Annotated in this window: 30 protein-coding genes; 5 read left to right on the forward strand and 25 right to left on the reverse strand. The window is 66.1% G+C overall.

Annotated elements, in window-relative coordinates; all coding sequences use genetic code 11:
* Positions 1-19: 19 nt before the first annotated feature.
* From ABD691_RS27575 to ABD691_RS27695, 25 genes are all read right to left on the reverse strand, one after another.
* The gene (locus tag ABD691_RS27575; RefSeq protein ID WP_344684608.1) at positions 20-619 is read right to left on the reverse strand and encodes a hypothetical protein; all 600 of its coding nucleotides are present in this window, start codon (positions 617-619) and stop codon (positions 20-22) included.
* A 104-nt stretch (positions 620-723) separates the two neighbouring features.
* Positions 724-1,731 carry an alpha-hydroxy acid oxidase gene (locus ABD691_RS27580; RefSeq protein WP_344684610.1) on the reverse strand — a complete coding sequence of 336 codons (1,008 nt, stop codon included), beginning with the start codon at positions 1,729-1,731 and terminating at the stop codon, positions 724-726.
* Entirely contained in the window at positions 1,728-2,867 is a 1,140-nt protein-coding gene (locus tag ABD691_RS27585; RefSeq protein WP_344684612.1) for a peptidoglycan recognition protein family protein, read from the reverse strand. Before ABD691_RS27585 ends, ABD691_RS27580 begins: the two co-directional genes overlap by 4 nt.
* Complete coding sequence (locus tag ABD691_RS27590) at positions 2,864-3,022, reverse strand: hypothetical protein (RefSeq protein ID WP_344684614.1); 159 nt, start codon at positions 3,020-3,022, stop codon at positions 2,864-2,866. Before ABD691_RS27590 ends, ABD691_RS27585 begins: the two co-directional genes overlap by 4 nt.
* A gap of 18 nt (positions 3,023-3,040) precedes the next feature.
* The gene (locus tag ABD691_RS27595; RefSeq protein WP_344684616.1) at positions 3,041-4,168 is read right to left on the reverse strand and encodes a hypothetical protein; all 1,128 of its coding nucleotides are present in this window, start codon (positions 4,166-4,168) and stop codon (positions 3,041-3,043) included.
* A gap of 9 nt (positions 4,169-4,177) precedes the next feature.
* The gene (locus ABD691_RS27600) at positions 4,178-5,359 is read right to left on the reverse strand and encodes a hypothetical protein (RefSeq protein ID WP_344684618.1); all 1,182 of its coding nucleotides are present in this window, start codon (positions 5,357-5,359) and stop codon (positions 4,178-4,180) included.
* Positions 5,360-5,390: 31 nt separating this feature from the next.
* On the reverse strand, positions 5,391-6,305 hold the full coding sequence (locus ABD691_RS27605; RefSeq protein ID WP_344684620.1) for a phage tail family protein: 915 nt from the start codon (positions 6,303-6,305) through the stop codon (positions 5,391-5,393).
* 12 nt (positions 6,306-6,317) lie between these two features.
* Positions 6,318-9,854 (reverse strand): coiled-coil domain-containing protein, encoded by a 3,537-nt coding sequence (locus ABD691_RS27610; RefSeq protein ID WP_344684621.1) that lies wholly within the window; start codon positions 9,852-9,854, stop codon positions 6,318-6,320.
* 23 nt (positions 9,855-9,877) lie between these two features.
* Complete coding sequence (locus ABD691_RS27615; protein WP_344684623.1) at positions 9,878-10,231, reverse strand: hypothetical protein; 354 nt, start codon at positions 10,229-10,231, stop codon at positions 9,878-9,880.
* Between the two features lie 95 nt (positions 10,232-10,326).
* Positions 10,327-10,638, reverse strand: a complete 312-nt coding sequence (locus ABD691_RS27620; protein ID WP_344684625.1) for a hypothetical protein — start codon at positions 10,636-10,638, stop codon at positions 10,327-10,329.
* Positions 10,639-10,664: 26 nt separating this feature from the next.
* On the reverse strand, positions 10,665-11,402 hold the full coding sequence (locus ABD691_RS27625; protein ID WP_344684627.1) for a phage tail tube protein: 738 nt from the start codon (positions 11,400-11,402) through the stop codon (positions 10,665-10,667).
* 4 nt (positions 11,403-11,406) lie between these two features.
* Positions 11,407-11,802, reverse strand: a complete 396-nt coding sequence (locus ABD691_RS27630) for a phage tail termination protein (RefSeq protein ID WP_344684629.1) — start codon at positions 11,800-11,802, stop codon at positions 11,407-11,409.
* A 3-nt stretch (positions 11,803-11,805) separates the two neighbouring features.
* Entirely contained in the window at positions 11,806-12,033 is a 228-nt protein-coding gene (locus tag ABD691_RS27635; RefSeq protein WP_344684631.1) for an HK97 gp10 family phage protein, read from the reverse strand.
* A gap of 74 nt (positions 12,034-12,107) precedes the next feature.
* Complete coding sequence (locus tag ABD691_RS27640) at positions 12,108-12,434, reverse strand: hypothetical protein (RefSeq protein WP_344684633.1); 327 nt, start codon at positions 12,432-12,434, stop codon at positions 12,108-12,110.
* A 6-nt stretch (positions 12,435-12,440) separates the two neighbouring features.
* Positions 12,441-12,818 (reverse strand): Gp19/Gp15/Gp42 family protein, encoded by a 378-nt coding sequence (locus tag ABD691_RS27645; protein ID WP_344684635.1) that lies wholly within the window; start codon positions 12,816-12,818, stop codon positions 12,441-12,443.
* 136 nt (positions 12,819-12,954) lie between these two features.
* A complete protein-coding gene (locus ABD691_RS27650; protein ID WP_344684637.1) occupies positions 12,955-13,263 on the reverse strand; it encodes a hypothetical protein in 309 nt (102 codons plus the stop codon).
* 13 nt (positions 13,264-13,276) lie between these two features.
* Positions 13,277-14,296 carry a phage major capsid protein gene (locus tag ABD691_RS27655; RefSeq protein ID WP_344684639.1) on the reverse strand — a complete coding sequence of 340 codons (1,020 nt, stop codon included), beginning with the start codon at positions 14,294-14,296 and terminating at the stop codon, positions 13,277-13,279.
* A 9-nt stretch (positions 14,297-14,305) separates the two neighbouring features.
* Complete coding sequence (locus ABD691_RS27660) at positions 14,306-14,800, reverse strand: hypothetical protein (protein WP_344684640.1); 495 nt, start codon at positions 14,798-14,800, stop codon at positions 14,306-14,308.
* Between the two features lie 54 nt (positions 14,801-14,854).
* Entirely contained in the window at positions 14,855-15,607 is a 753-nt protein-coding gene (locus ABD691_RS27665) for a VG15 protein (RefSeq protein ID WP_344684641.1), read from the reverse strand.
* A complete protein-coding gene (locus tag ABD691_RS27670; protein WP_344684642.1) occupies positions 15,537-16,943 on the reverse strand; it encodes a phage portal protein in 1,407 nt (468 codons plus the stop codon). Before ABD691_RS27670 ends, ABD691_RS27665 begins: the two co-directional genes overlap by 71 nt.
* Complete coding sequence (locus ABD691_RS27675) at positions 16,943-18,178, reverse strand: hypothetical protein (RefSeq protein WP_344684644.1); 1,236 nt, start codon at positions 18,176-18,178, stop codon at positions 16,943-16,945. Before ABD691_RS27675 ends, ABD691_RS27670 begins: the two co-directional genes overlap by 1 nt.
* A complete protein-coding gene (locus ABD691_RS27680) occupies positions 18,175-18,549 on the reverse strand; it encodes a hypothetical protein (RefSeq protein WP_344684646.1) in 375 nt (124 codons plus the stop codon). The genes ABD691_RS27675 and ABD691_RS27680 overlap by 4 nt, the downstream gene beginning before the upstream one ends.
* Before the next feature lie 41 nt (positions 18,550-18,590).
* Positions 18,591-19,010, reverse strand: coding sequence for a phage terminase small subunit (locus ABD691_RS27685; protein ID WP_344684648.1), 420 nt, complete (start codon positions 19,008-19,010; stop codon positions 18,591-18,593).
* 49 nt (positions 19,011-19,059) lie between these two features.
* Positions 19,060-20,163 carry a class II histone deacetylase gene (locus ABD691_RS27690; protein ID WP_344684650.1) on the reverse strand — a complete coding sequence of 368 codons (1,104 nt, stop codon included), beginning with the start codon at positions 20,161-20,163 and terminating at the stop codon, positions 19,060-19,062.
* 147 nt (positions 20,164-20,310) lie between these two features.
* The gene (locus ABD691_RS27695) at positions 20,311-20,616 is read right to left on the reverse strand and encodes an HNH endonuclease (RefSeq protein ID WP_344684652.1); all 306 of its coding nucleotides are present in this window, start codon (positions 20,614-20,616) and stop codon (positions 20,311-20,313) included.
* Positions 20,617-20,887: 271 nt separating this feature from the next.
* On the opposite strand from ABD691_RS27695, the gene ABD691_RS27700 reads away from it, so the two are divergent.
* The 5 genes from ABD691_RS27700 (at position 20,888) to ABD691_RS27720 (ending at position 23,128) form a co-directional block, all read left to right on the forward strand.
* Positions 20,888-21,292: a hypothetical protein gene (locus ABD691_RS27700; RefSeq protein WP_344684655.1), complete on the forward strand. Its 405-nt coding sequence runs from the start codon at positions 20,888-20,890 to the stop codon at positions 21,290-21,292.
* Between the two features lie 71 nt (positions 21,293-21,363).
* Positions 21,364-21,816 (forward strand): hypothetical protein, encoded by a 453-nt coding sequence (locus tag ABD691_RS27705; protein ID WP_344684658.1) that lies wholly within the window; start codon positions 21,364-21,366, stop codon positions 21,814-21,816.
* Between the two features lie 64 nt (positions 21,817-21,880).
* Positions 21,881-22,255 carry a hypothetical protein gene (locus tag ABD691_RS27710; protein ID WP_344684660.1) on the forward strand — a complete coding sequence of 125 codons (375 nt, stop codon included), beginning with the start codon at positions 21,881-21,883 and terminating at the stop codon, positions 22,253-22,255.
* A gap of 107 nt (positions 22,256-22,362) precedes the next feature.
* Complete coding sequence (locus ABD691_RS27715) at positions 22,363-22,704, forward strand: hypothetical protein (protein ID WP_344684662.1); 342 nt, start codon at positions 22,363-22,365, stop codon at positions 22,702-22,704.
* Between the two features lie 73 nt (positions 22,705-22,777).
* A complete protein-coding gene (locus ABD691_RS27720) occupies positions 22,778-23,128 on the forward strand; it encodes a hypothetical protein (RefSeq protein ID WP_344684664.1) in 351 nt (116 codons plus the stop codon).
* Positions 23,129-23,316: the final 188 nt, after the last annotated feature.

The following is a 23,316-nucleotide window of genomic DNA, read 5'->3' on the forward strand; positions in this document are numbered from 1 at the left end:
CCGTTATCGCAGGTCAGCGCTAGAAAATCTCGCCGATCTCGTCCCGCCGCTCACGCACCAACGTCTCCAGGCGGCTCAACTGCTCGACGACCTTCTCGCGCTCGTCGTTGTCAGAATCATCCAGTTTGGACAGTGAAAGCTGCTCAACATCACGGATGAGCTGACCAATGTCCTCGGTCAGAGATGAACGACGGAGGGCACGCTCGCGCGAACGTTGTTCGGAGTATTTCTGCCGCGCGACGATATGCGAGGGCGCCGGACCGAATCCATATGCAGCACGGACTTCATCACTAATATCGGGATCTTCATAAAGCAATTCACTGATTTTGTGATTTACCTGCGCTGGAATATTCAGCGGAGAATCACTGGCGCTGGCTTCCGCACGAATTCGCCCGACAAATTGCTTGTACAGCCCAGATTGACCGTGAAGATCCATCCCCCCATCACGGCGAGAACAGTTTTTCCGGAGCCAGAGCATGACCTCGGCAAGACGAGTGATCGCTATTTGTTTTTGCTCTGCATGTGGCGCGTTGTGGATATTGCGGAGGTGTCGCGCCCCTGCTTCAACACGACCGCGGAACTCGTCGCTGATCTGCTCAGCGGAACTGGACATACCCACGGTCCGTACTCCCTCGCCTGCGGCATCACTCGGTCAGAGCTGGTGATAAGCCTAGCGATAACTGACGAGGCCACGCCAGTCCCCCTGATGACCTGGCGTAATGGTCACGCACGCAGCGTTTTAGCCTCGGCGAGCGTGGCGCAGCCAGCGCAGGCCAGCGCTCTGTCCAGCTCGCTGATGATGCGCGTGAGTACGGCCTGCACGCCCTGTTCGCCATCGGCGGCGAGCCCGTAGAGGATCTGGCGGCCGATCAGGACTCCGTCGGCGCCGAGGGCAAGTGCGCGCAGGACATCGGTTCCGGTAGTGATGCCGGAGTCGACGAGTACGCCGGAGTCGTTCATGGTTCCGGCGATCGTCGGGAGCACCGATGCCGTGGCCGGGGCGGCGTCGGACTGCCTGCCGCCGTGGTTACTGACGATCACCCCGGCAGCACCGGCCCGCACTGCGCGTTGTGCCTGCGTCGGCGAGAGCACGCCCTTGATCCACACGGGCAGACGTGTCGTGCCCGCCAGGACCTCGATGTCTCCCCATGTCGTGGTCGGGTCGATCTCGGCGTCGGCCACGTCATGGAAGTGCGCGGGGTCGGGAAGCGTGAAGCCTGTCGCCTGCTCGCGCTGCGAGCCGTGGCGCAGTGGGGTGTCGATGGTGACCACCAGGGCGTGGCAGCCGGACTCTTCGGCACGGCGGACGAGATCGGCCTGAACGTCCTTGTTGCGCAGCGGGTAGAGCTGGAACGCCAGCTCGGCGCCGGTTGCGGCGATGTCCTCGATCGAGCTGGAGGCCATCGTGGACACCACCATCGGGACTCCGGCCTTCTTGCAGGCGCGGGCGATAGCGAGGTCAGCCTCCGGCGCGACCGCGCCGGCCCCGCCCATCGGCGCTACGGCCAACGGCGCAGCCGATTGAGTGCTCAGCACGGTGGTGAACATGCTCCGCTGGCCGACATCGGCGGGCAGCCGGTGACCGAGACGTATTGCGTCCCAGTTCGCGAAGTTGGCGCGCACAGTGCTTTCGGTGCCCGCTCCGCCGGAGACGAACGCGAAGGCCGAGGCGGGCAGGGCGGATTGCGCGGCGTAGAACTCGGCGGCCGGGGTCGTGGTTGCTGTGGTCATCGGCGGGGTGCCTCCCGGTGCTGTGGTGCGGGGCTGGGGACGAGGTAGGACATGCCCGCAGTGAGCACGAGCGCGATGGCAGCGGCGACGGGCTCGGGCATCTGGACGCCGTAGAGGCTGGCGATCCAGACCGCGACGGTGCCCGCCGCACCGGCCGCGCCTCCCGCGGCCACGGTCCGGCCCGGTTTGCGCGAGGGCTTCGGCGCCGGGGATTTGGGCTTGTCCGTGGACTGCTCGGGCCGGGCACCCTCGGGCTGCGGCTGCGGCGATTCCGGCTGCGACGCAACAGGTTCGGCCGGTGGCGTGAGGTTGTCGGAAGGCAGCGGCTCCGGCCACGGTGCTGGTCGGCCGATCTCGCGCTGGATCTCCACTACCTTGGCCGTGGTATCCATGATCGCGTCACGCAAGTTGGTGCGGTTCTTGTCGCCGGGAATGCGGCTGGGTTCGGAACCGGGTTTGAGGAAGATGTGTTCCAGGGCGGCCAGACGTCGGTCGACGTTGTCCATGAAGGACTGGACGGTCTGTTCGTTGCCCGCCCAATCCCGATATCGGGTATCGAGTGCCATGCTTTCGAGTCCTCCGTCATCAGCGGGACCGCCGGCCATCGCGCGGGCAACGTCGGCGCGGAAGCGGTCCATGTCGACGTGAGCCGGATCGATCTTTCCGGTCACGCTGGTTTCCTTGTGGCCCCGTGCGGCCTCGGCCGGTCGGCCGAGGTGACGCAGTAGCGCCGCGTTGACCTGCACTGCGGCGTTGTACTGGGCTGGGCTAGGCGGGTGGGTGCCGTCGTAGTCCCACTCCACGCCGAGATAGAGCGTGTTGCCGTCGCCTGCCGGGTTCGGCCCGGAGGCTTTGGCCTTTCCTGCGTGGTTTGCTCGGCCTGCGGCGATGATGTGGCTGGTGCCGTCGGCTCCGATCACGATGTGGCACAGCGGCCCGAGTAGATCGGAACGTCCGCCGATGGTGAGCTGCACGCTGGGCGCGGGGTTGCGGTCGCTGGAGGGAGTGGCGGTGTGGTGGTTGAGCACGCCGACCGGAGCCGGTGGTGTTCCGCGGACGCCGCGCTGAGCCCAACCCGGTGTGGCCACCACACCCAGCCCGGCGGCGCGGAGGATTCCGGCGAGATCGAGTGTCACGACAGATCACCGCCTTCGCTGGCGACGATGTCCCCGACGACGTCCGTGATCGGTTCGGAGTCTCCGACGCTGGAGGAGCCGGTGCGGCGGGTCAGCTCGGCGATCTGGCGTTCCAGGCGCCGGATGCGGCGTACGAGGTCATCGGGTGGCGGCATGAGGTGTTCTCCTGGTCATCACGGAGCGGGTTGGAGGTCAATCCGGATCTCGTTCGGCGAGCTGTCGGCGAACGACACGACACGGCGCCGGTAATGCGCCGAGGGCATCCACGGATGCCCGGCCACCGCGATCAACGGGGCGTCGCCCAGCGCCCAGGTCCCTAACGCCGCCGACGCCTCGGTGCTCGTTGCGCCGGTAGCGATGCGCAGGGTGGTCTCCCACCTGCTGTTCGGCTGCCGCTGGCCTTGCAGAGCGGCGCGGGCGTAGGAGTCCAACAGGTCTTGGCGTTGCTCGGCGGCGTGGCTGGTGTCGACCAGATCGATGCCAGGCACCCCGGCCGCAGGCAAAGCGGGATCTTCGGCCACCCCAGTCAGCAGATTGCGGCCCTCGCCTGCCCCTTTGACCCATACACGGCTGGCCGGTGTAGTGGCGCCGTCGACGTCGGTATCGATCGGTCCGATCACCGATCCGTAGTCCCACACCGCGCCCGTGTTCTGATCACCGAGCAGCGGGTCCCCGATGTCCAGGCGCCATCGAATCTGACGTCCCCCGTCGACGAACTCTGGCGCAAAGTCGACTTCCGAGCCGTTGTCGCGCTCGGCGAGGTCGGTCATGCGGTCCCACACCGTGGCCAGGTCGTATCCGTAGTAGGTGATGCTCTCCGGTCCGGGCTCGGCCTCGGGGATGGTGATGGGGAGCTGGTAGCCGCGCTGGGCGAGGTTGGCGCGCACCAGCTCGGCCAGCAGCCCGCGCACCGACAGATCACGCAGGATCAGATCCTCGCTGGGGTCGGTGATCGCGGTGTGCCCGTGCGGGTTCCGCAAGATGCGTTTGTCGAACAGGCTCGACACGTTCGAGCCGGACACGCTGAGTTTGCGTTCCTGGTCGGAAAACTGCCATGTCCACACTGGACCGGCTTGGCAGATGTAGTCGCCGTAGGCGACGATCCACGAGTAGCGGCCGGTTTCGGTGAATTCGTGCAGGTCGGCAGCTGTGTTGGCGCCGTTGCCGAGGTAGACATCGACGGTGTAGCTGCCGGGGTCTGAGATGCGGCGCTCGAACTTCGGTACGTCGGATGCGCGGATGTCGCCGACGATCTCCCCGGTCGTGGTCTGGGCGACGAGCACGCGCCATTCGTCGGCCACGGCTGCCTCCTACACGCGGCGGGGCAGCGGCCAGACCTCGACCGCCAGGGTGTTGTCGCCGACGTCGTCGCCTCGGTAGGCCACGCCGAACTCGGGGTTGTTGGTGCGGATGACCTGGGCGGTGAGGAAGACCTGGATGTCGCCGACGAATGGTCCGTAGCGCAGCGGTGGAACGCTGTAGACCTGGTGGGTGTCGGATTCCGCGGCGCCGGTCTCGCTGCCCACCCAGTTCACCGCTGGTCCGGTGTTGGGGTCGCCGACCTTGATGTGGACGTCCACGGCGGTGTTCGGGCTCTGCCGGGTGACGACACGGCCGGTCGGGTAGATGGTGTAGGGCACGCCGGGGTCGGGGATGGTCACGCTGCACACCTCGCGCAGCGCTCCCCCTCCGCGCAGCCACAGCCAGTCGCCGGAACCGGGGGTGGCGGTGTAGGTCATGGCGTTGTGGGTGCCGTGCCAGCCGTGGGTCATGCGGTCCTCGCCTCCGCCGTGCCAGACCTGCGCGGCGAAGCCGGATTCGGCGACCCAGCGCTGTTCACCGGGGTAGGCGCCGGGCTGGCGGAACGCGGTCGAGCCGGGGCGCGCGTCGTCGCCGTAAAGCACTCGGACACCGCCTCGGGTAGCCAGGCCAGGGCCTCGTAGGTCGGTGATGTGTTCCTGGGTGAGCTGGGTCGTGTCGGCCGGGACGCGGATCTTGGCCAGGGGAATCCAGCCGATGCCGTCCGGCTCCGGCACGGCCGGGGTCGTCGGCGACGGGTCCCCGGTCCACACCTCGATGCAGAAGTGACGTCGCTGCTTCGACGGGCACAGCGTCTCGCTGAGGTCGTCGTAGACCCGCGCGACGACGAGGTCCACGCGCGACATGTACCGGCTGGCCGGCTCCAGGCGTAGGCGCGTGGTGGTGTCGAGCGTGCAGACATATGGCCCGTCCTCGGTGGCGATGACGCAGCTCCCGCGCTCGACGGTGAGGCTCATCGACTGGGCGGCTTGGACCCGCAGAGCGGTGTGGCAGGTGCCGTCGAAGCCCTCGGAATCTCCCGAGAGCAGCACTCCGGCTCGGACCTCGATGGGCTCGTGCGGTGCCGGGGCCAGTAGCGCCGAGAAGGCCATGCGCGCGTCGCGAAGACCGATTTGGCCTTCGACGGCCCACGGATCGATGTCCGAGGTCACGTACATGCCGATGGTGGACATGGAACTCCTTGAGCAGTTAGCAGAAGCGGGATCAGAACCAGGCGTGGCGCCAGGTCGCTTCGACGCGGCCTTCGGCGCGGGCCGGGCCGTCGTGGGACAGCCGCACACAGCGCTGTCCGGGCTCGCCGTCGAAGGAGGCGGCAGGGATAACGAAGTCGGCGAACTGCGCGGGAAAGAGCCGCTGCCGCGCCGGGATCTCGCCATCGAGCAACGCCGTAGGCACCGAGGGGTCAATCACGAGGGCCTGGCCCTCGTGCAGCGTGGCATCGTAGGCCAGCGCCGCGGTGCGGTTGCCGGTGGTGACGGTCAGCCAGGGGCGGTGCAGTGGCCCGTGCAGGGTGTAGAGCGGCGCGGTGGGGGCGGTGCCGTCGTTGGTGAGCACCATCGCGCCGGAGCTGTGGTCTTCACCGAACGACAGCCCACGGGCTCGCCCGAAGTGCAGTCCGCTTCCGAACCGCAGTCCTCCGGTGCCTTGAGACGGCAGCCTGGTCTCGGCGCGGTACCAGGCCAGTGAGTATTTGCGTGGGTCGGGCGCGACCAGTTGCAGGGACCATTCGAAACCGGGCGCCGCGGTTTCGGTCGGTTTGGTCAAGATCTGGTCGTCAAGGTAGACCTCGCTGGTCAGCGCGCCGATCTCTGAATGGCAGGTCAGTGCCATCGGGGTCGACGGGTCGCTGAGCAGGCCGGTCAGCGCTGCCGAGGCACGGCGCAGTGTTGCGAAATCAGGCGCGAATGCCTGGCCCTCCAAGGTGATCGTGCGTTCGGTCTTCCAGCCGGGAGTGCGGAACGCGCCGTGCGTGGCCAACTGGGGGTTGAGTTCCGCGTTGGTCGCAGGCGAGGCCCAGAACCCTTCTTCGGTAGTCAGAATCCAGTGCACGCCGTGGCGATCCGGTTGTTCCGGGTCGAACGTCAAAGGGCCGAGGCTCCAGATCGGGGAGCCTTCCACGGTTGTCCTTCCTTACAGGCGAGAGCGAATCCGCAACTGCCGGTTGATCACGGCGGCGATGTGGTCCGGCGAGGCATCGGTGCGGGCGTTGACGGTGATCTGTGGCGACCACACCTGCTGTCCGGGTGCCGCCATCTGGGCTCCGTCTCGCGGCAGAACCCGTCGCGGTGGCGCGGTGTTGGTGTAGGGCGCAGCGGGGCCGACAAGCCCGCCGGAGGCCATGCCCACCGGTCGTTGCTGCTGTGGCAGCAGGGCAAACCCCATACGGCGGGCGGTTTCGGCCAGAATCGCTTGGGAGCGCGCGGAATCATTGACGGGAATGAACGCCTCGTCACCACGCATCCGGTCGCCCACCACACGCCAGGTCTGCGGCGGCACCACCTGGGCAACCGGGCGCATCGGCTTAAGCCCTGCGATACCGCCCGTGGCGAAGGGCTGCACGAGCCGGCCAGCGGCGTTGCCCAGGGGCAGCGGTGGCGCGTTCGGGTCCTTCGGCGGGGGCTGGACGGCGTCGACGATCTGGCGGGTGTAGATGGTGAACCAGTGGGACTCAGGAAGTCCCTGGATCGACGCCCGCAACGCATTGATCCGAGCGGTGGCCTCGTCAGCGCCGTTGACGCCCAGGGCCACCCGCTTCTCGCCGGGCAGCACCAGCACGGCGTGGCCGAACCGGTCGGTCTCCATCCGCGCGCCCATCGCACCGAGCGCGGAGGCATCGAGGTTGGCCAGGTATTGCCGCAGCGCGATCGGGGCAGCGGTGCCAGCCTGCACCACCAGACCGGCAAGGGTCTGGTTGAACGCGGCGGCGGCCATGCGGTCGCGGTCGCTGGCGGCTGCGCCCTCGTGCTGGGCCATCGCCTTGTCCCGTGCGGCCTGGGCCGCACGCAACATCGACTGCTCCAACTGCTGATCGGCGACGGTGGCCTGGGTACTGCCCGCTCCGTATTGCGCGACGGCCGCTGCCGCCTGCTGCTGGGCCTGCGTGACCCCGGTAAGGGCTTGGCGCAGCGCGAGGTCCTTGTCCAGCGCCGAGATCGCCTGCAACTGCTGCTCGACCATGCGATCGGTGTGGGACTTGGTCGCGGCGGCTGCGGCGGCCTGTTCCTGCTCCACCCGATCCGTCGCCGAAGCCACAGCCTGTTGGGCTTGCGCCGCGGCGTCCGAGGCTGGGCCTTGCTGCTGCACCGCCAAGGCGTAGTCGTTTTGGGCCTTGGTCAGGTCGGTTTGTGCTTGTTGCAGCGGGGTCATCGCCGCGTACAGTTCGCGCGCCTTGGCCTGTGCTTCCTCCAGTGTGGTCGTGAACTGGCCCTTGATCCACTGACCCGGCCCGCCGAAGGCGTCCAGCCATCCCAGACCACCAAGCGAGTTGTCTTCCTTGATGGAGGCGACCGCTTGCTGGGCGGCGCTTCCGCCCTTGAGTAGGGAGTTCGCTGCCTCGTCGGCGTTGGTGGCTACGGAATCAAGTGCCAGTGCGGCACCGCCGAGGACGACGCCTGCGATGGGTACCACGCTGACCAGTCGAGCGAACCCGGCCGCCACGCCCCCGACTGCGGTGCTGACTCGCTGGCCTGCGGTCACGCTGCCGGTCATCGACGTGGCGACGGCACCCATCGCCGCACCTGCGGCGGTGGCGCGTGCCTGCCAGGTGGTCATGAGCCCGGCAAGCGCCTGCCATCCGGCGCGAGCCGAGGTGATGGCCGCCGCGACGCCGCCGATTCCGCGGCCGAGGGCGACGAAGCCCGCCAGGGCGATGAGGGCGGCGCCGCCAACCTGGGTCAGCACCGGCATCGTCGTGGCGAAGTTGCCGACGAACTCGGCGATGCTGCCGACCATCCTGGCCACAGCCATGCCCAACGGAGCAAGCGTATTGAGGAGCTGGGCGATCCCGGTTCCGGCTTGCACGGCGATGGCCCCGAACTCGGCGAGCCGATCGCCCATCTGGGAGAACCACACGCCCAGCTCTCCGCTGGCGCGCTTGGTCTGGATGAACTGGTTGACCAGGATCGCCTGCGATTCGACCCATTGCGCGAACGTGTCGAGCATCGGCATGGCCGCTGCGGTGACCGAGCGCAGCGCATCGGCTAAGGCGAGCCCGGCACCGCCGAGCGAGGCCATGATGCGGTTATTGGCTTCGGCCACGAGCGTGAAGTCGTTGCTCCACAGCGGCGAGGTCATCATCTGCGCCGACCGCTTGGCCACGTCCCCGAGCACCTGCCCGGTGGAGGTCAGGGCGTGGTTGACCTGCGGTCCAAGGGCCATCATCTGGCCCAGCGCCTCCTGGATGGGTGGCAGCATTTCGGATTGCACGCTGTCGCCGATGCCGCGCATCGCGGGCAACAGTTGGCCGTGCAGGAACAGCGCGAACTCACGACCGGCTGGAGTCAGCGCCGCCAGGGCGTCGTGCATCTTGTCGAGCTGTTCCTTGGTGGCGCCCGGAGCAACGAGGTTGTCCATCCGCACGGTTTCCATCGCCTTGACGGCGTCGGCGATGCCGTTGAATCCGGCGATGGCCGCTCCGGCGACCTGCCCGATCCCCACCAAGGACGCCGGTACTGCCGCCAGTCCTGCGGCGGCGGCTGGTGCCGCAGCTCCGAGCGTCGACAGCCCGGCGGCGAGCAGGCCGACCACGTTGATCGCGCGCTCGGCGCCCTCGACGTCGGCGCGCATGGCGATTTTCTTGCCGTCCAGCTCGTCGGCGCTTTCGCGCAGCTCGGCGAGCTTAGCCTCAGCAATGGCGGTGTCGGCGTCGACGGTCAGCGCTGTGTGCTCCCACTGCGCCTGGGCCTTGGCGATCTGCATCTCAGCGCGGGAAATGTCGGCGTCGACCTGGACCTGGATGCCGCGCTTTTGGGCATCGAGCTTGGCCAACTGGGCTTCAGCCTTGGTGATCTCGGCGGTCACGTCGATCTTCTTCTCGTCGCGCTGCTTGACCAGTGCGGCGATCTGCTGGCGGATCGGCGCCATGTCCGCCTCGATGGCCATCACCCGCGCACGGCGCTGGGTCGTCAGCTCCTCGATGCGGGCTCGGGCCTGGTCGATAGTCGCGGTGACCTCGACCTCGGCCGTGGCCTTCTTCGCCGCGAGTGCGGCGATCTTGGCCTCGGCCTTGGCGATATCGGCGTCGACCGGCACTTCGACCGGTGGGGCGGTGGCGGCCAGGGCGTCGATCTGGGCCTGGGCGCGCTTGACGTCGGCCTCTGCGGTGACGCTGGTGGTGTTCTGCTTGGCCAGCATCGTTTGCGTGTCTGCCAGGATGTTCGAGGTCTCGGCGTGCACGCGGATCGTCGCCGACTTGCGTTCGACGTCGCGCTGGAACTGCTCCACGTTCTCCCGCGCGGGTGCGGTGTCGGCGGACACGTCAACCTTCGCCTGTGCTTCGAGGTCGTTGTTGATCCGTTTCAGGACCGCTTCGGCTCCGGCGGCGTCCGCCGAGACCGGCATGGTGACCTCATCAGCGATGCCCTTCAACGCGCGCCGGATGGCCTTGTGGAAGTCCCGCATGCTCGGGACGATTTGGACAAAGGCGGTGCCCGCTTCGAATTTCGCCATCGGCCGCACCGCCTCCTTTCGTATTACGTGCTGAGCATCGACGCGACGATGTCGCGGTGGCGTTGGTGTTCACTGCGCCGCTGGGCGCGTTCGCATGCGGTTTCAGGTCGTGGCGTTGGCTTCGGCGCACGCCATCGGTGGTGTTTGCTGTGCACTTGGGCGAAGTCCGCGCGTTGGTGGGCAAGTAGATCCGCGATCAGCGCCAGGAGTTCGGCTTCTTGCGTCCAGGTTTCCAACGGCGGGCGGGGCGGGCGAGCGCCTTCCTTTTCGTCTCCGTCGCGACCGATCAGTGTGCTGACCCGCTCGTCATCGTTGTGCACCGCGGCGTGGAAATGCGAGGTGCGCGGGAGCTGATTCAAGATCCGGAACAACCGCATCCACGGGTGTTTCCCGCGGTAGAAGTCGAGGATGTCGATCCCCAGGCCGAGAAGGTCGTACTCGATCTCCTCGCCGTAGCGGTTGATCAGCTCAATCAGTTCCCGCCATGCCCAGAAGGGGCACTGCCCATGCCGAAGTGCTCGGTCATGTCGGCGACCAGGTTGTTGAAGACGGAAATGTGCTCGTTCTTGATCTTGGCGTAGACCTGGGGGAAGTACTCGCCGCACAACGCCTTCAGCGCCTCGCGCGGTTTGTGGCCGTTCTCGCTGAGCGTGAACACCTGCTCGGTGGTGTCCGGGGCCGGGATCTCGATAATGTTGCCGCCGCCCAGATCCAGCGGATAGGGCTCGGCGCGACCAGCCTCGTCCCGGAACTGGTCGAAGGTGCGAACGTTGCGCTGCTCCACGGGTTTTCCCCTTCTGCTGTTGGTACTCATGCAGCCCTCGTCACGGTCGCGGACACGACGCTGACGCTCCGGCGTGGCCGATGCGGCGTTGCAGGCGCGTCCTGGTCGGCCTCAAATCCCATCTTCGACAGCAGCTTTCGCCATCCCGGTCCGCCGAAGAAGTGCCGGATGCTGAAGCCGGCCTCGGAATCACGAGTGGCCGTGAGCGTCATCTCGTAGGAGACCGCGTCGTCTTCGCCATCGGTCCACACCTGTTCGCCGACCTCGGAGACCATCGCGCGCGGCAGCAGGCGGCCGACATAGATCGTGTCGTCTCCGGCGCCATCGGCGAAGACCGCGAAGACCCGCCAGTACTGGGTGGCCGGGCGCACGGCGGTGGCGAACGAAACTTCCCCGGTCTCGGGGTGAGCGCGCACCCTGGACAGGTCGGTGTTGTTGTACATCCCGAGAGTCTTGATGTTGGTCTCCTGGGCGACCACCGTCATTTCCGTGACATCGCTTTGGATGTCACGACGGGTGGGTTCCCACGCTCCCCACGAGGTCACCTCGGAGACCTCGGTTTCACGCGCCCAGTTCACACCGTCGTCCTTGTTGATCCATCCCAGGTCGCCATACCCCTGCGGCAGGGGAACAAGTGCCGCGTCGCGGCCACTGGTTAACCGCTCCGGAAGCGGTGCCCCGTACGGGGCGACAAACACGGAGCCAGCGAGCGCCTTACGAATCAGCTCCGCTTGCCGATTGGCGATTTCTTCATACGCAGGCAAGTCTTCATTCCTTTCCCACAGACAACGGGCGGCGCATGGACAGCCGGTAGGTAGCCACTACGCGCCGGATGTCGGGGTTTTCATCGGGTATCTGCTGCGGAGCGATCTCGACTGCGGTGCGGTCGATCAGCGCTCCACCGTGGACAGTCGCCCCGGAGTTAAGAATGCGTTGCCGCACCGCTTCAGCCAGACGCCACGCGTCATGGCGGGATAAGGCGATGCACTCGGTTTCCAGCCGGGCGACATCCGTCACGCCGTTGTCAGAGCCGCCCGCCCGGTGCACCTGGATCAGCGGCTCGATGATCTCGCGTGGTGTCACCACCACAACAGTCGCCAGGTCCCCCAGCAGCGCCATGACCACTCGTTCGGCATCAGGGAACGGGCGTTTGTCCGAGTACATGGGCTACCCCTCGCCGGAGGCGGCACGGCGCAACACGTGCTGTGCGGAGTGCTTGTTTCCCGCGTTGCCGAACTCGACCGCTGCTGAATGCGGGGCGGTCGCTTCGACCTCGCCCACGAGACGCCCGTCCGTCCATCCGCCGTGGTAGTGCGTGGTGATGCCGTCCACGTACTCGCCTGTGTCACCGATGGGCGCGAGACGTCGTGCTCGGCGGGCAATCTCCCGTGTCATGTCCCGCACCACGGGGTAGAGCTGCGCAGACCGCAGGAACCGGGCGGTACTGCGGCTGTTGCGGCGGTACCGCACTATCCCTTCACCTCTTCCATGTCGGCGACCACACCCGGCCGCCACCCGGTAAACGGGGACAGAGGCGCCGAGGGGGCGCCCTTGATCCGGTAGCGCTCTCCGGTGGGCAGCACGATTTCGTCGCCTGCCCGCACATCGGCTTCCGCCGGGGCCAGCAGCCGCAGCCGGGTTGTGGCCTCCTGGCGGAAGTCGCCGGGGGTCTCGTCGGCCGACTGCTGCGCCAGGCCGCAGCCGGGCACCGCGAAGGTCGCGGCGACCGCCTCGTCGCCGAAGGCATCCACCGCGAGGCGGCGCACAGTGACAGTGATCGGGTTTGCGAAGCGCACTCGGGATCACCACCACGCCGCGGGCGGAAGCACGGGCCGGATCACGAACAGTCCGCTGCGGACCCCCAGCAGTCGCCATTCCTCGGGCTTGAGGTCCAGGTTTCCGGACGCGGCACGCTCGTCGTAGCTCACGCTGTAGGCGTCCGCGCTCTGCGAGCGGATGCCCGCCGGGTTGCGCAGGACCCGCATGACCGCGGTGGCCTCGACGAGCACGACCACCTCGGCCGCGAGGCGGCCGTGCTCGATGCGGGCGTAGAGGTCAGGCAGCCTCGTCAGAATCAGCGTTTCCGCGTCGCTTAGCAGGGCTTCCACCTGCGGGACCTCGGTTTCGCCCAGATCCCTGCCGAGCCGCAGAGCCACGTCCTGTGCTGTCGCTACCGCCATCGCCGTCCCCCTCGTCGTTGTCCGGGCACGGCTCGGCGTCAGCATCCTTGTAGCCGACCGCCAGCAGCGCCGGGACCATCGGCCCGAACACGTGGATCTCGCGGCCGGTCGGAGCGATCAAACGAGCCATCGGGCCTCACCTGCCCTGACGCGGCTGACGCTGCGCAGTCGGGGTCTGCTCGGCCAGCTCCGGGTTCTGCCGCTGCGGCGGCTGCTCGGGCAGTTCGGGATTCTGGCGCGGGTCCTCGGGAATCCACGGCTGGCGGCCTTCGTGGTTGTCGGGGTCCTCGGGAATCCACGGCTTGGACTCCACGCGGGAGATCCGGACTCCCAGGTCGCGCAGCCGGGCCTCGTGGTCGCGCAGGATCGCGCGGATGGTGTTGTGGGCCTCGATGTGGCCCTGGTCGCCCTCGTGCAGCTCGGGCAGCGTGTTGATGTCAGTCAATTCTCGTCTCCTTTCAGGCAGCGGCGGCCACGTGGGCAGGTGGCGCCATTTCGTAGGCGACGAAGGCGTTCGGGTCGTTGACGAGCCACCCGAACGTCACCTCGACGAGGTAGGCGACCTGGTTGGTCTGCCAGAGATTGATCTGCTCGCCGTCGACCTCGATCGTTCCGACGTCAGTGCGCTTGAGCGTGATCGCATCGGCGTAGCCGTAGACGATCTGGCTGAAGTCGCCCGCGAACATCCGCACGCCGGTATCGCGCGACGCACCGAGCCGAGCGGGAACGGCCTTGCCGTACTCCACGCGCAGGCCGGCGATCGTGTCGAACGGGTCGGCCAGGTTCAACCGGGACTGGAACACCTGGTTGCCGTTGTGATCGCGGGCCGAGATGAACTGCGGGCGGATGCGCTCGTCCGCGGCGAACTGGCTGAGATCCTTGTCCGACTCGGCCAGCATCGTGTAGCCGGTCATGATGTCGGTATAGATGTCGCCGGAGAGCCAAATCCGGTTCGGCGTCGCGTTGACGGAGCTGTTCAGCTCCGTACCCAACAGCGGCATTCCGGTGTCCGGGCGCCGGTTGTGGAACACCGCGAGGTCCACACCGCGGCCGATGGCCCGCGACATCTTGCTTTGCAGGTCGCGGTAGAACGGCAGCGGACTGGCACGCTCCCACTCCGAGGACGCGGTCACGATCGTGGCCAGCTTGATCGGCCCGAACGACTTGTGCCCCCAGCTCACACCGGACACGGGCTTGGCATAGCCCTCGCGGTCCTGCGGCCGGGTTCCCACACCGACCTGGCCGACCTCGGGCTCCACGCCATCGACACGGATGATCGTCTCGCCGTAGCCCACCGGAACCCGGCGGCCCACGCGGAGCACCAGCGAGGATTCCTGGGCCTCGCGGAAGATGTCATCGACGATGGCCCGTGGCACATCGTGTTCTTGCAGGTGCGCCATCCGGAGCTGGTGACGCCCGTCAGCGAGGGCATGGTTGGTCGTGGGCTCATTCGGCGCGATTTCGTTTTCGAACGCCACAGCCCCTCCTTACGTTTTGCGCGAGAGGAAGAAATTGGTCAGGGGGTGGTCGGTCAGCGCCGTTCCACCCGAAGCGCCCTGCGAGGGATCACCGCGCCGCGCGGACACACCGAAGGTGTTCTTCAAACGCTCGGCGTCAGCGGCGATCTCTTCTTCGGTCGAGCCGTGCAGGCGGGCAGCGAAGTCCTCGGCCAAGTCCGCACGGACACCAGCAGCCAACGCGGCGCGAAGACGAGTCAGATCCAGCCGGGCAGACGCCAGGTCCGCTTCGGTGTTCATCTTCGCCGCATGCAGCGCGGCGGTTTCCTGTTCGAGCGTGGCGGTTTTCTCGTTCGCGAGCCGGGCCTTGTGCCGGTGAGTCGCGGCTTCACTACGCAACGCCTTGATGATTTTCTGGGCGAATTCCGGCAGATGCTCGACCGTTTCCCGATCCGGCTCTGTCGACTCAGCCTCCAGGGCCAGGTCGTTGTCAGCGGATTCGGGCAGGGGCGACTGCTCAGACATGGATGGCCTCCAGGACCAGGTCAATGAGGTGCCCGCCCGCCAGGGGCGGCGATATCAGGCAGCGTCGGGAATGTCGTGGCGACGCTGGGTTTCAACAGCACGCCGAAAGGCGTTCAAGGCGTTCTTGCCGGACCAACCGCGAGTGGCGTCCTGCCACAGCTTCTCCGCGTCGCGGTACTGGTCGCGGCCTTCCCACCGGTCGCGAGAGAAGACCGGCACGACCTTGCAGGTGCAGCCGGGATGGAAGGTCTCGCGGTCGTTTCCCCGGTAGGTCTTGGCTTTCCGTGTCTTGTAGTTCGCGGCGCTCTCCGAGGTGTAGACGGGTCCGCGGCTGATCAACATCAAGCAGAACGCGCACGTCGGCGGCTCCGGGTCATAACGTGCCCACCCGACGAGGCGCTTATTGGTCTCAACGGCGCGGATGATCGTGCGACGACCGCCGTTCTCGGCCTCCTTGGTCGCGACCTGGGAGGCGCGGGCGATGGTCTCGCGTGGGGTGTTGCGGCTGGTCAACTGCGGTTTCAGTGGACGCATGGCGGCCTCGAACCACTCCGGGCGGTAGGCCGCCAGATCCACGTCCGGCGTGTCAGCGTCGGGAAGCTCCGCGTTCCACTGCGTGTCGAAGAACTCCCGAGCCGCCTTCGCGGACTCCCGCCGCGCATCGTCGACCAGGTCATACATCTGTCCGAGCAGGACGTTGTACTGCTGCTCGGTGAGCGCCTGGGCGCGGAAGGGGCTAAGCAGCCGCAGGATCGCTCGCGCCAGACGGCGTACGATCCCCGCCTGTCTGCTGCTGTACTGGTTCATCGTCAGCGCTACCGTCCTCGCCTCCTTCCATCGCCATGAGCTTGAGCATCGGATCGTCGGCGACCCGTTGCATGACCACGCGAATCCGTTCGGGGCTCATGCCGAGTTCTTCCAACGCGGTCTCGCGGTCGTAGAGCGGCTGGCCGCCCGAGAGCTTCTGCACCGCATCGGCCTTCTCCGCGACCGTGGGCGTGGCCGGGTCTCGCCAGATCGTTTCCAAGCGCCGGTAGGCATCGGGGTCGCCTCCGGTGATTCGCAGCCCGATCCGCATGGCCTGTTCCCACGCACCCCCGGCCGCCCTGTTCTTGCGCTCCACGGACTTCACCAGCCGGGCTTCGCTGGAGCGGATCGCATCCGCCGAAGCGGGGTTGTCGGTGGACAGCCCGAGGTAGTGGGACGGCAGCCCGGTCAGCGCGGAGACGTGGTGGGCGTAGGCGTTGAGCACTTCGGTGAAGTTGCGCAGGTCCGCCGCGGAGAATTGGCCGACCTTGACCTCCGTGCCGCCCTCCGGGATCGCGAGGATGTGCGCAAGGTATGCCTGCCACGTGGGCACCGGGTTGCCGTGCTCGTCGACGAATAGCTTCTCGTCCGCGCCGAGGATGTAGCGCTGCGGCGTGGCCATCAGCTCTTGCGCACCCTGGAGATTCATCAGGGAGCGGCAGGCGGCGTCGGTCAGGCCCATGATGCGCTTCATCTCGGTGCGGCCCTGCCGGTCGGAAACCCGAGCACGGTTGATCAACGCGACCACGGGCACGACGCCGAGCCCGTGTTCGTGCCGGTCGGTCTCCACCCACCGGCCATCGACCTGCTCGGCATAGATCGTCACCTCCGGCAGGTAGAGCACACAGCCCTGCACGCCCTGTGCGTGCTCGGGCTCGTAGAGCCGCAACGCCGCGGTCACCCGGCGGGTACGCGGGTCGCTGACCGCGATCATGCTCTGCGGGGATTCCACCGTGATCAGCGGAACCTCGGGGTCCTCCTCGTTGTAGCCGACGCACAGGTACGCCCGTCCGTGGATCAGCGCCTCCAGGTGCGCGAGGCTGCTCTCCTCATCGAGGTCGTTGTACTGCCACCACTCCCAAAGCTGCTCATCGCCGCGCCATTGGCCGGCCAGCCGGAAGCCCTCGACGTCCTGGCGGTGCTCGATCGAGTCGACGAACATCGCGGGCCAGTTCACGATCACCGAGAGGTTGCGCATCTCGGGCGGGATCGCCAGACCCATCGCGGCAAGCCGCTGCTCGCCCTCGTAGTAGGCCGTCTCCACCTGCGTGAACGGCTCACGGCCGGTCAGTTCGATCTGGAGCCGATCGATGGTGTCCAGCTCGGCTTGATTCATCAGCGGTGGAACACCACCTTTCTCGCTCCCAGGCCGCGGCCCTTGACGATTTCCTGGCGCGCCATCCATGCCAGGACCGCCGTCACCGCGGCGTCGACTTTCCGCTTGCTGTCGCGGGTTTCCTTGCCGATGCCGATGTGGTCGTACTTCGTGACCCGCCGCTTGGCGTTGAGCACGTGTTGGCGCAGCAGCGGATCGCCGTCATGGCTGACGTGCTGGTTCAGCACCGCCTCAAGGAAGTTCTCGCAGCCCAGGCCGAAGTCACGGATGCGAGCGCGCATGTCGAAGGCGAACGCACTGCGCGGACTGGCCTTGAGCTTGGCGCGGCGGCCGAAGTCAGCGACCCAGGAATCCACATAGGACTCCCAGTAGGCGATGTCGGCATACATCGCCATCACGCGGTAGCGCTCGAAGGCGGCGCGGACGTGGTTATCGACGTCCTCGCGCGGGACCTCCCAGTCGGACTGGTGGGCCGGGTGTTCCCAGGCGGCCAGCCGGAACAGAACGCCGTCGTCGACGCGACAGGCCATCAGCACGGTGGAGTCATCCGAGCGGGAGCCGTCGAAGCCGAGGGTTACGCGGTCGCCCGGCTTCAGCTCGGCGTCGACCCGGCAGCGATCCCACTCGTGCGGGGCCATCCAGGAGTCCTCGGCCGCCACGATCTGGTTCAGATAGAACCTGCGCGAGACCGACAACGGATTGCGGATGTCATGGATCTCGGCGATGAGGCTGTCGACATCGAGCCATATGGCGTCGCCGCGGGCGGCGAGAATTCCCTGCCGCAGCGACTCCTCGTCGTGGATGTCGGTCTCTGGCGGGGCTTCGCGGGAGTCGTACAGCATCCCGGTGTCGCGGGCCTGGCCCGCCTGGATCTTCTGGTACGCCTCCCACGCCAGTTCAGCGACGCTTTCTTCCCCCGGGACGTGCCCGTTAGTGATCTGGAGGTGCCGGGACCGGGTCTTCACCGCGTTGCGAACGATGACCTTGTACATCTCGTGGCCGTCGTTGTTGGACAACCAGTGATGCGACTCGTTGAGCAGGGAAAACGACGCGCGGGCGCCTTCGAGTGCCCGCGGCGAACTGGTCACCGACTCGATCTGCCCGCCACCGGCCTTATGGATGATCTCGTGGTGGATGTCGAGGCCGTACTCATCCACGCACGCATCCGACAGCAATGACGGGAACAGCCTCATGGTGTTCCTCGTCTGGTCTTTCGACACCGCGGCGGTGATCACCCACGGCGCCGCAACCGGCCGCCCGACCGGATCGCCCTCAGCGTTCCAGCCGTCGAAGCGGACCGGGGCGCACAGTTCGAGCGCACACAACACCGCGCCGAACGGGTCCTTGCTCTACCCCAGCCCTTAAGGCGGCGGAGCACGCCGTTGCGGTAGACGAAGCGGCCGTGCTCGTTCACGGCGTACCACCACAAGAGAAAGCGGGCTTGTTCTCGGGTGAACTTCCAGGGTGATCCGGCGTTGTCCCCGTCCGGCTGCTTCAGGTAGTCGGCGGTCCAGGCGAGCAAACTCCAGCCAAGGGTCTTCTCAGGTAGGCCGGTCGGCCCGATCACGACCGCGTCCAGCGGTGTCGATTCCTTAAGAGCTGTCATGGGCATCACCTCCCCTCGCTGGTCTCGCGGGGAGGTGGGTCTCACCCGCTGAGCAGCTTCTTGTAGTCCTCGATCGCCGACACGCTGGCCTTCTCCTGGGCTTGTCCGCGCTCGATCTCGATCCGCACGCGGCGCCGAGCGCCCTCGGTGACCAGCAGGTCCGACATCGCGCTCATCAGCGCGGCGAACATCTGAGACGAGGGCTTCGACGACCGGACATAGCGGTCCATCGTGTGCGCGACGAATCGCGCGGTCTGCCAGTCCGAAGGTTCGAAGTAGCGCGCCTGGGCGGATTCGGTCAGCGCTCGGTACCAGTCCGCGACGAGTGGGTGCGGGTCGTCGAGTCCGAGGTCCGGTGCACTGACGGCGCCGAGTTCGGTCACCGACTCGGTGGGCAGGTCCGTGCGGTTGCGGCGAATCCGCTGTTCGGATCGCTTGGGAACAGGGCCACGAGTGCCCATGTCGTGACCCTCCTTTCTCTGATCGGTGCTGTGGCGCTGCGGCTGTCGCTTACCGCGGCTGGTGCCCGGCGTGCGGCGACGGGATGTTGGCCACGAGGTTGGCGGCCTTGTCGATCGCCGTCCGCTGGTGCGGCTGTAGGTCCTGCTGGCCTGCGGTGGCGAAGCTGCGGGCGAAGGGATCAGCGACGCCGGTTCGGGTGCCGGCCAGCTCCTCGACGACGGCCAAGCCGTGGAACGGGACGGCCCACGGGCTGTAGCCGCCTTCGTGGCTGGCGACCAGGTGCCCGTCGCACAGCTCGTCGGCCGCGGCCAGGAGCTTGCGGGTCATCTCCCGGTAGGTCGCGCTGGTGAGCATCTGCCGCCCCAGCGGGTCGTAGGCCCCAGCGTCGTACCCGGCGGCGACCACGATCACGTCCGGAGCAAACCGGTGCAGCGCGGGCAGCACGACGTCATCGAAGGCGGTCAGGTAGGCGCCGCGGCCCGAGCCCGGAGGCAACGGGACGTTCAGGTTGGCACCAACGCCCGGCCCCACACCGGTTTCGTGCAGGTGACCGGAGTTCGCCGGGAACAACTGGTCCTGGTGCAAGCTGATCGTCAGCACATTCGGGTCGGCGTAGAAGATGTCCTGCGTGCCGTTGCCGTGATGGACATCGAAGTCCACGACGGCGACCCGCTCGGCGTCGCCGCGGGCGATGGAGCGGGCGATCGCGACCGCGACATTGTTGATCAGGCAGAAGCCGAGGCCGCCCTTGCGGCGCGCATGGTGGCCGGGCGGCCGGGTCAAGGCGTAGGCGTTGTCGACCCAGCCTTCCAAGACCGCATCCATCGCCGACGCCGTGCTCCCGGCAGCCAGGCACGCGATCTGGTAGCTCCCCTGACCGAACGGGCTGGAACCGTCGACCCGGCCACCGCCGTCCGCGCTCGTCCGCTCCAACCAGTCGAGATAGGTCGCGTCGTGGACGCGCTCCAAGTCCTCGCGCTCGATGGGCAGCGGGTCCATGCGGTCCAGGTGCCAGAGCAGCCCGGACGTCTCGATCAGCTCAGCGAGCCGACGCTTCGTGTCGGGGTGCTCGAAGTGCTCGCCGGGCTGAATCCCAGCCAGCGGGGAGGGCTTGAACAGGCCCGCCGACGTGCCCGTGTCGTGCCAGGCCATCAACGGGTTCCAGACATATCCCGTGTGCATGAAAGTCCAATCGAATCGAAAAGGAATGGCCGTTTCGCGACCTGAAAACCCGTACAACGGCTGGAGCGCTATGCCCACCGAGCCCGAATGACCGGGGGAAGGGGCCTCCCCCCTGGGTCAGTGCTCGCCGGTCAACCCTGGGTGCCTCTCGGCCGGACGTAGCCGCAGCGCGGCACGACGTGCGCGCCCCTGCACACCCTCACGAGCGGACTTGCGTGCATGGCATGGCTTGCATGCGGCTTGCAGGTTGTCTAGTTCGTGCAGGTCACCACGTTGTATGTGATCAACATCAGTCGCTACACGCACACAATCCGGTCCGTTGATCTGGCAGGTGTAGGCGTCCCTACGCATCACCTGTGACCGCAGGTGCGACCAGGTACGCGGTAGCCGCTGCTTACGGGTGCTCCCACCCCATGCGTGCATGTGGACATTTCCCCTGGTCAGAGACTTTTTGCTTCTTCAGTATGTGACTGCCGCCACATTAGCTTGACCAACATAGCCTTATCCGTAGGCTTAACGCCACACCGCAAGGCACCGAATCGGAATTCCCAAGATCCTCCGGGATCTGCATGCGTTCTTTGACAACTCCATATTCGCTCATCTCCGCCGCAAAAGCCTTGACCCGTAAAAGCGGTCACCGAGTGGCAGTGATTCGGCAAGGCGCTTTCCGGACGCATCAATCTAAGGGGATGAAATGAGCGTCGAAGAGTACATCGAAGAAATGGCGAACGGCTACGCCGAATGCCTGCTGTGGCAGGCGTACTACGTCGACTACCACGATGTGGACTGCAACCGCACAGAGTGCGAGTGCGGGACCACTCCGATGGACGAAGACTTCACTACCGAAGACTTCCACGAGGACCTGTGGGACAAGATCAAAGAGGACTGCAAAGACTTCTTTGACTCCAACTGGCCAGACCTCGGAGGCATTGACCCACAGCAGGCAGGCCATGACTTCATGCTCACCCGCCAGGGACACGGAACCGGATTCTGGGATCGCGGACTCGGCGACAAGGGCGACCGACTGACCAAATCCGCAAAGGTCTACGGCGAACACAACATCGAAGCCGAAGACGGCTTCATCTACTCCGTCGACTGAACGTTTCAGGTGGAGCGCATAGCGATATGCGCTCACGCCTAAAGGGTTCAGACCCGAAGGAAGAGGAGCATATGAGCGAGTTCGACATCCACGATTTAGACGTCTGTGTTGTTTGCCTTCACCTGATTGCAAACGGCGAGTTCAACGATGGAACGGACGGCTACGGCGTTTGGAACAAGCGCTACCGCATGTGGGAAACCTGGCCCACCAACGGTGACTGGTCCAAAGAAGACGCCGAAGCCGTAATGCAGGAACGCGCGGGAGCGCGGCCGGACGACACGCTAGAAGTTCGTCCGTACGGCTCTGCGCTTACCTGCGAGATCGGACAGCGCGAAATCTGGGGGGACGACGTCCGCCACTTGGTGGCGGGTAGCGACTGCGACGAGCAGTGCAGCCGCCACGAAGACCCGGACGACTGCGAAAGCATGGAACTCGGTTACAGCACCAGCGATTGCGACGGGTGCGGAACCGAGATGCACGGTGATCGCTTCCGCGCTCACGCGCTTATTCCGGTCCGCCGTTGAGATACGCCGTGCGACACGGGCACTGGCCCGTGTCGTGCGGTATCCCAACGGATACGGAGGAGAAATGGCACACCTGAGCCAGCAAGACACCTATTACATCCTGCTTGACTCCTTGCACCACGGCTCATCGTGGTTCGACTACAGCGAATGGCGAAACGTCACCGAGAAAGGCGACGTCACCGGCGAGTGGTCGGTGAAGATCACCGAATCCGACAACCTCGATCGTTCGGCCACCGTTGGCCACAACGAAATCCTTGCGGCAATGGAGAAGATCGAGCGCGGCGGCACATCGCTCGCTGATCGATACGTGCGCCAGGCTCGCGACGTTCTGACCGCCGAAAGTCACGCGGACGCTGAAGACGAGCTATGCCAGCTCGATGCCGACTCGTTCGACTGCATTGTGCAAGTCGCCGTCCTAGGCGACGTCGTCTACGGCTGATCTGAACCGTTGAGATACGCCGTGCGACACGGGCCGTGGCCCGTGTCGTGCGGTATCCCAACGGACTCGATTGGAAAGGTGATCAAAAAATGGGGTGGCTTCGTTCGGTGGTTGACTACCTGGAAACGGACACGCCGGGTCCGCTATCGGACCTCGACCGTGACGCGATCCGCTCCGTGGTCCAGGAATTGGACAGCGACGGACACCTGAACCGCTCCATGGACGGGTGGGAAGTCGCGCAGTGGATCAAGGAGAACGGGCAGGGCATTTACGAGTCCGAAGAGAACTTCGCGGCGCAATACTGCCTGGAGGTCGACGGGGAGACGGTCAAGGCACTACCTGACTACCTCCGGCTGTCGTTCAACTGGGCGCACGTATGGGTCGCCTTGCAGTGGTTCGACGCAATGCACATCGGCGCGCGGGTGTTCGTGTACCGAATTGACTCCTGAGCCGTTGAGACACGCCGTGATGCTCAGGTCTCGGCCTGAGCGTTGCGGTGTCCCAATGGAACAGGAGGACACGGTGAGCGAGGAACAGATCGAACTGTGGTTACGAATCGGCAGGGACAACCAGTGGATCAAATACGCCGATGACCCGCCATTCACGGCTGAGAGTTTCCACCGCTGCGAAACCAAACGGGAACTGAAGGAAAAGCTAGCCCATGGCAATTGGTGTCTCGGGGCAGCCTTCTATTACAAGGATCTATGCTTTATCAACCAAGACGACGGGGGCGACGAATGGCTCACGATTCGTTATGGAATCCCGTTCGAAAGCATCACGTGGGGATGGTGCATCGAACGCGGTAAGTTCTACCTGCTGCTTGATCGGCTCTTAGCGGCCACTCCCGAGCAATGCCGACAACTCACGTACTGACTAGTCGTTGAGACACGCCGTGGCGCTCAGGTTCCGGCCTGAGCGTTGCGGTGTCCCAACGGGGGACGAAGAAAGGAAGCAGCAATGGCCGACGAACGGTACAGCCTTGAGGACGTCAGCAAAGCCGCCAACGCAGCGTGCGACGACGTGATCGAAACGATCTCGGTTTCTGAAGACGAAGTCGACGT

The sequence above is a fragment of the Saccharopolyspora taberi genome (assembly GCF_039534165.1).
In the GTDB taxonomy this organism is placed as follows: Bacteria; Actinomycetota; Actinomycetes; order Mycobacteriales; family Pseudonocardiaceae; genus Saccharopolyspora_D; species Saccharopolyspora_D taberi.

Coding starts and splice junctions, on each gene's coding strand:
- ABD691_RS27705 (WP_344684658.1), top strand. CDS start 21,364: ATGAGCGAGTTCGACATCCACGATTTAGACGTCTGTGTTGTTTGCCTT.
- ABD691_RS27645 (WP_344684635.1), bottom strand. CDS start 12,818: ATGGCGGTAGCGACAGCACAGGACGTGGCTCTGCGGCTCGGCAGGGAT.
- ABD691_RS27665 (WP_344684641.1), bottom strand. CDS start 15,607: ATGAACCAGTACAGCAGCAGACAGGCGGGGATCGTACGCCGTCTGGCG.
- ABD691_RS27615 (WP_344684623.1), bottom strand. CDS start 10,231: ATGCGGTTGTTCCGGATCTTGAATCAGCTCCCGCGCACCTCGCATTTC.
- ABD691_RS27710 (WP_344684660.1), top strand. CDS start 21,881: ATGGCACACCTGAGCCAGCAAGACACCTATTACATCCTGCTTGACTCC.
- ABD691_RS27660 (WP_344684640.1), bottom strand. CDS start 14,800: ATGTCTGAGCAGTCGCCCCTGCCCGAATCCGCTGACAACGACCTGGCC.
- ABD691_RS27690 (WP_344684650.1), bottom strand. CDS start 20,163: ATGGCCTGGCACGACACGGGCACGTCGGCGGGCCTGTTCAAGCCCTCC.
- ABD691_RS27685 (WP_344684648.1), bottom strand. CDS start 19,010: ATGGGCACTCGTGGCCCTGTTCCCAAGCGATCCGAACAGCGGATTCGC.
- ABD691_RS27600 (WP_344684618.1), bottom strand. CDS start 5,359: ATGTCCACCATCGGCATGTACGTGACCTCGGACATCGATCCGTGGGCC.
- ABD691_RS27630 (WP_344684629.1), bottom strand. CDS start 11,802: ATGTACTCGGACAAACGCCCGTTCCCTGATGCCGAACGAGTGGTCATG.
- ABD691_RS27700 (WP_344684655.1), top strand. CDS start 20,888: ATGAGCGTCGAAGAGTACATCGAAGAAATGGCGAACGGCTACGCCGAA.
- ABD691_RS27610 (WP_344684621.1), bottom strand. CDS start 9,854: ATGGCGAAATTCGAAGCGGGCACCGCCTTTGTCCAAATCGTCCCGAGC.
- ABD691_RS27635 (WP_344684631.1), bottom strand. CDS start 12,033: ATGACACGGGAGATTGCCCGCCGAGCACGACGTCTCGCGCCCATCGGT.
- ABD691_RS27580 (WP_344684610.1), bottom strand. CDS start 1,731: ATGACCACAGCAACCACGACCCCGGCCGCCGAGTTCTACGCCGCGCAA.
- ABD691_RS27680 (WP_344684646.1), bottom strand. CDS start 18,549: ATGACAGCTCTTAAGGAATCGACACCGCTGGACGCGGTCGTGATCGGG.
- ABD691_RS27590 (WP_344684614.1), bottom strand. CDS start 3,022: ATGCCGCCACCCGATGACCTCGTACGCCGCATCCGGCGCCTGGAACGC.
- ABD691_RS27695 (WP_344684652.1), bottom strand. CDS start 20,616: ATGCACGCATGGGGTGGGAGCACCCGTAAGCAGCGGCTACCGCGTACC.
- ABD691_RS27670 (WP_344684642.1), bottom strand. CDS start 16,943: ATGAATCAAGCCGAGCTGGACACCATCGATCGGCTCCAGATCGAACTG.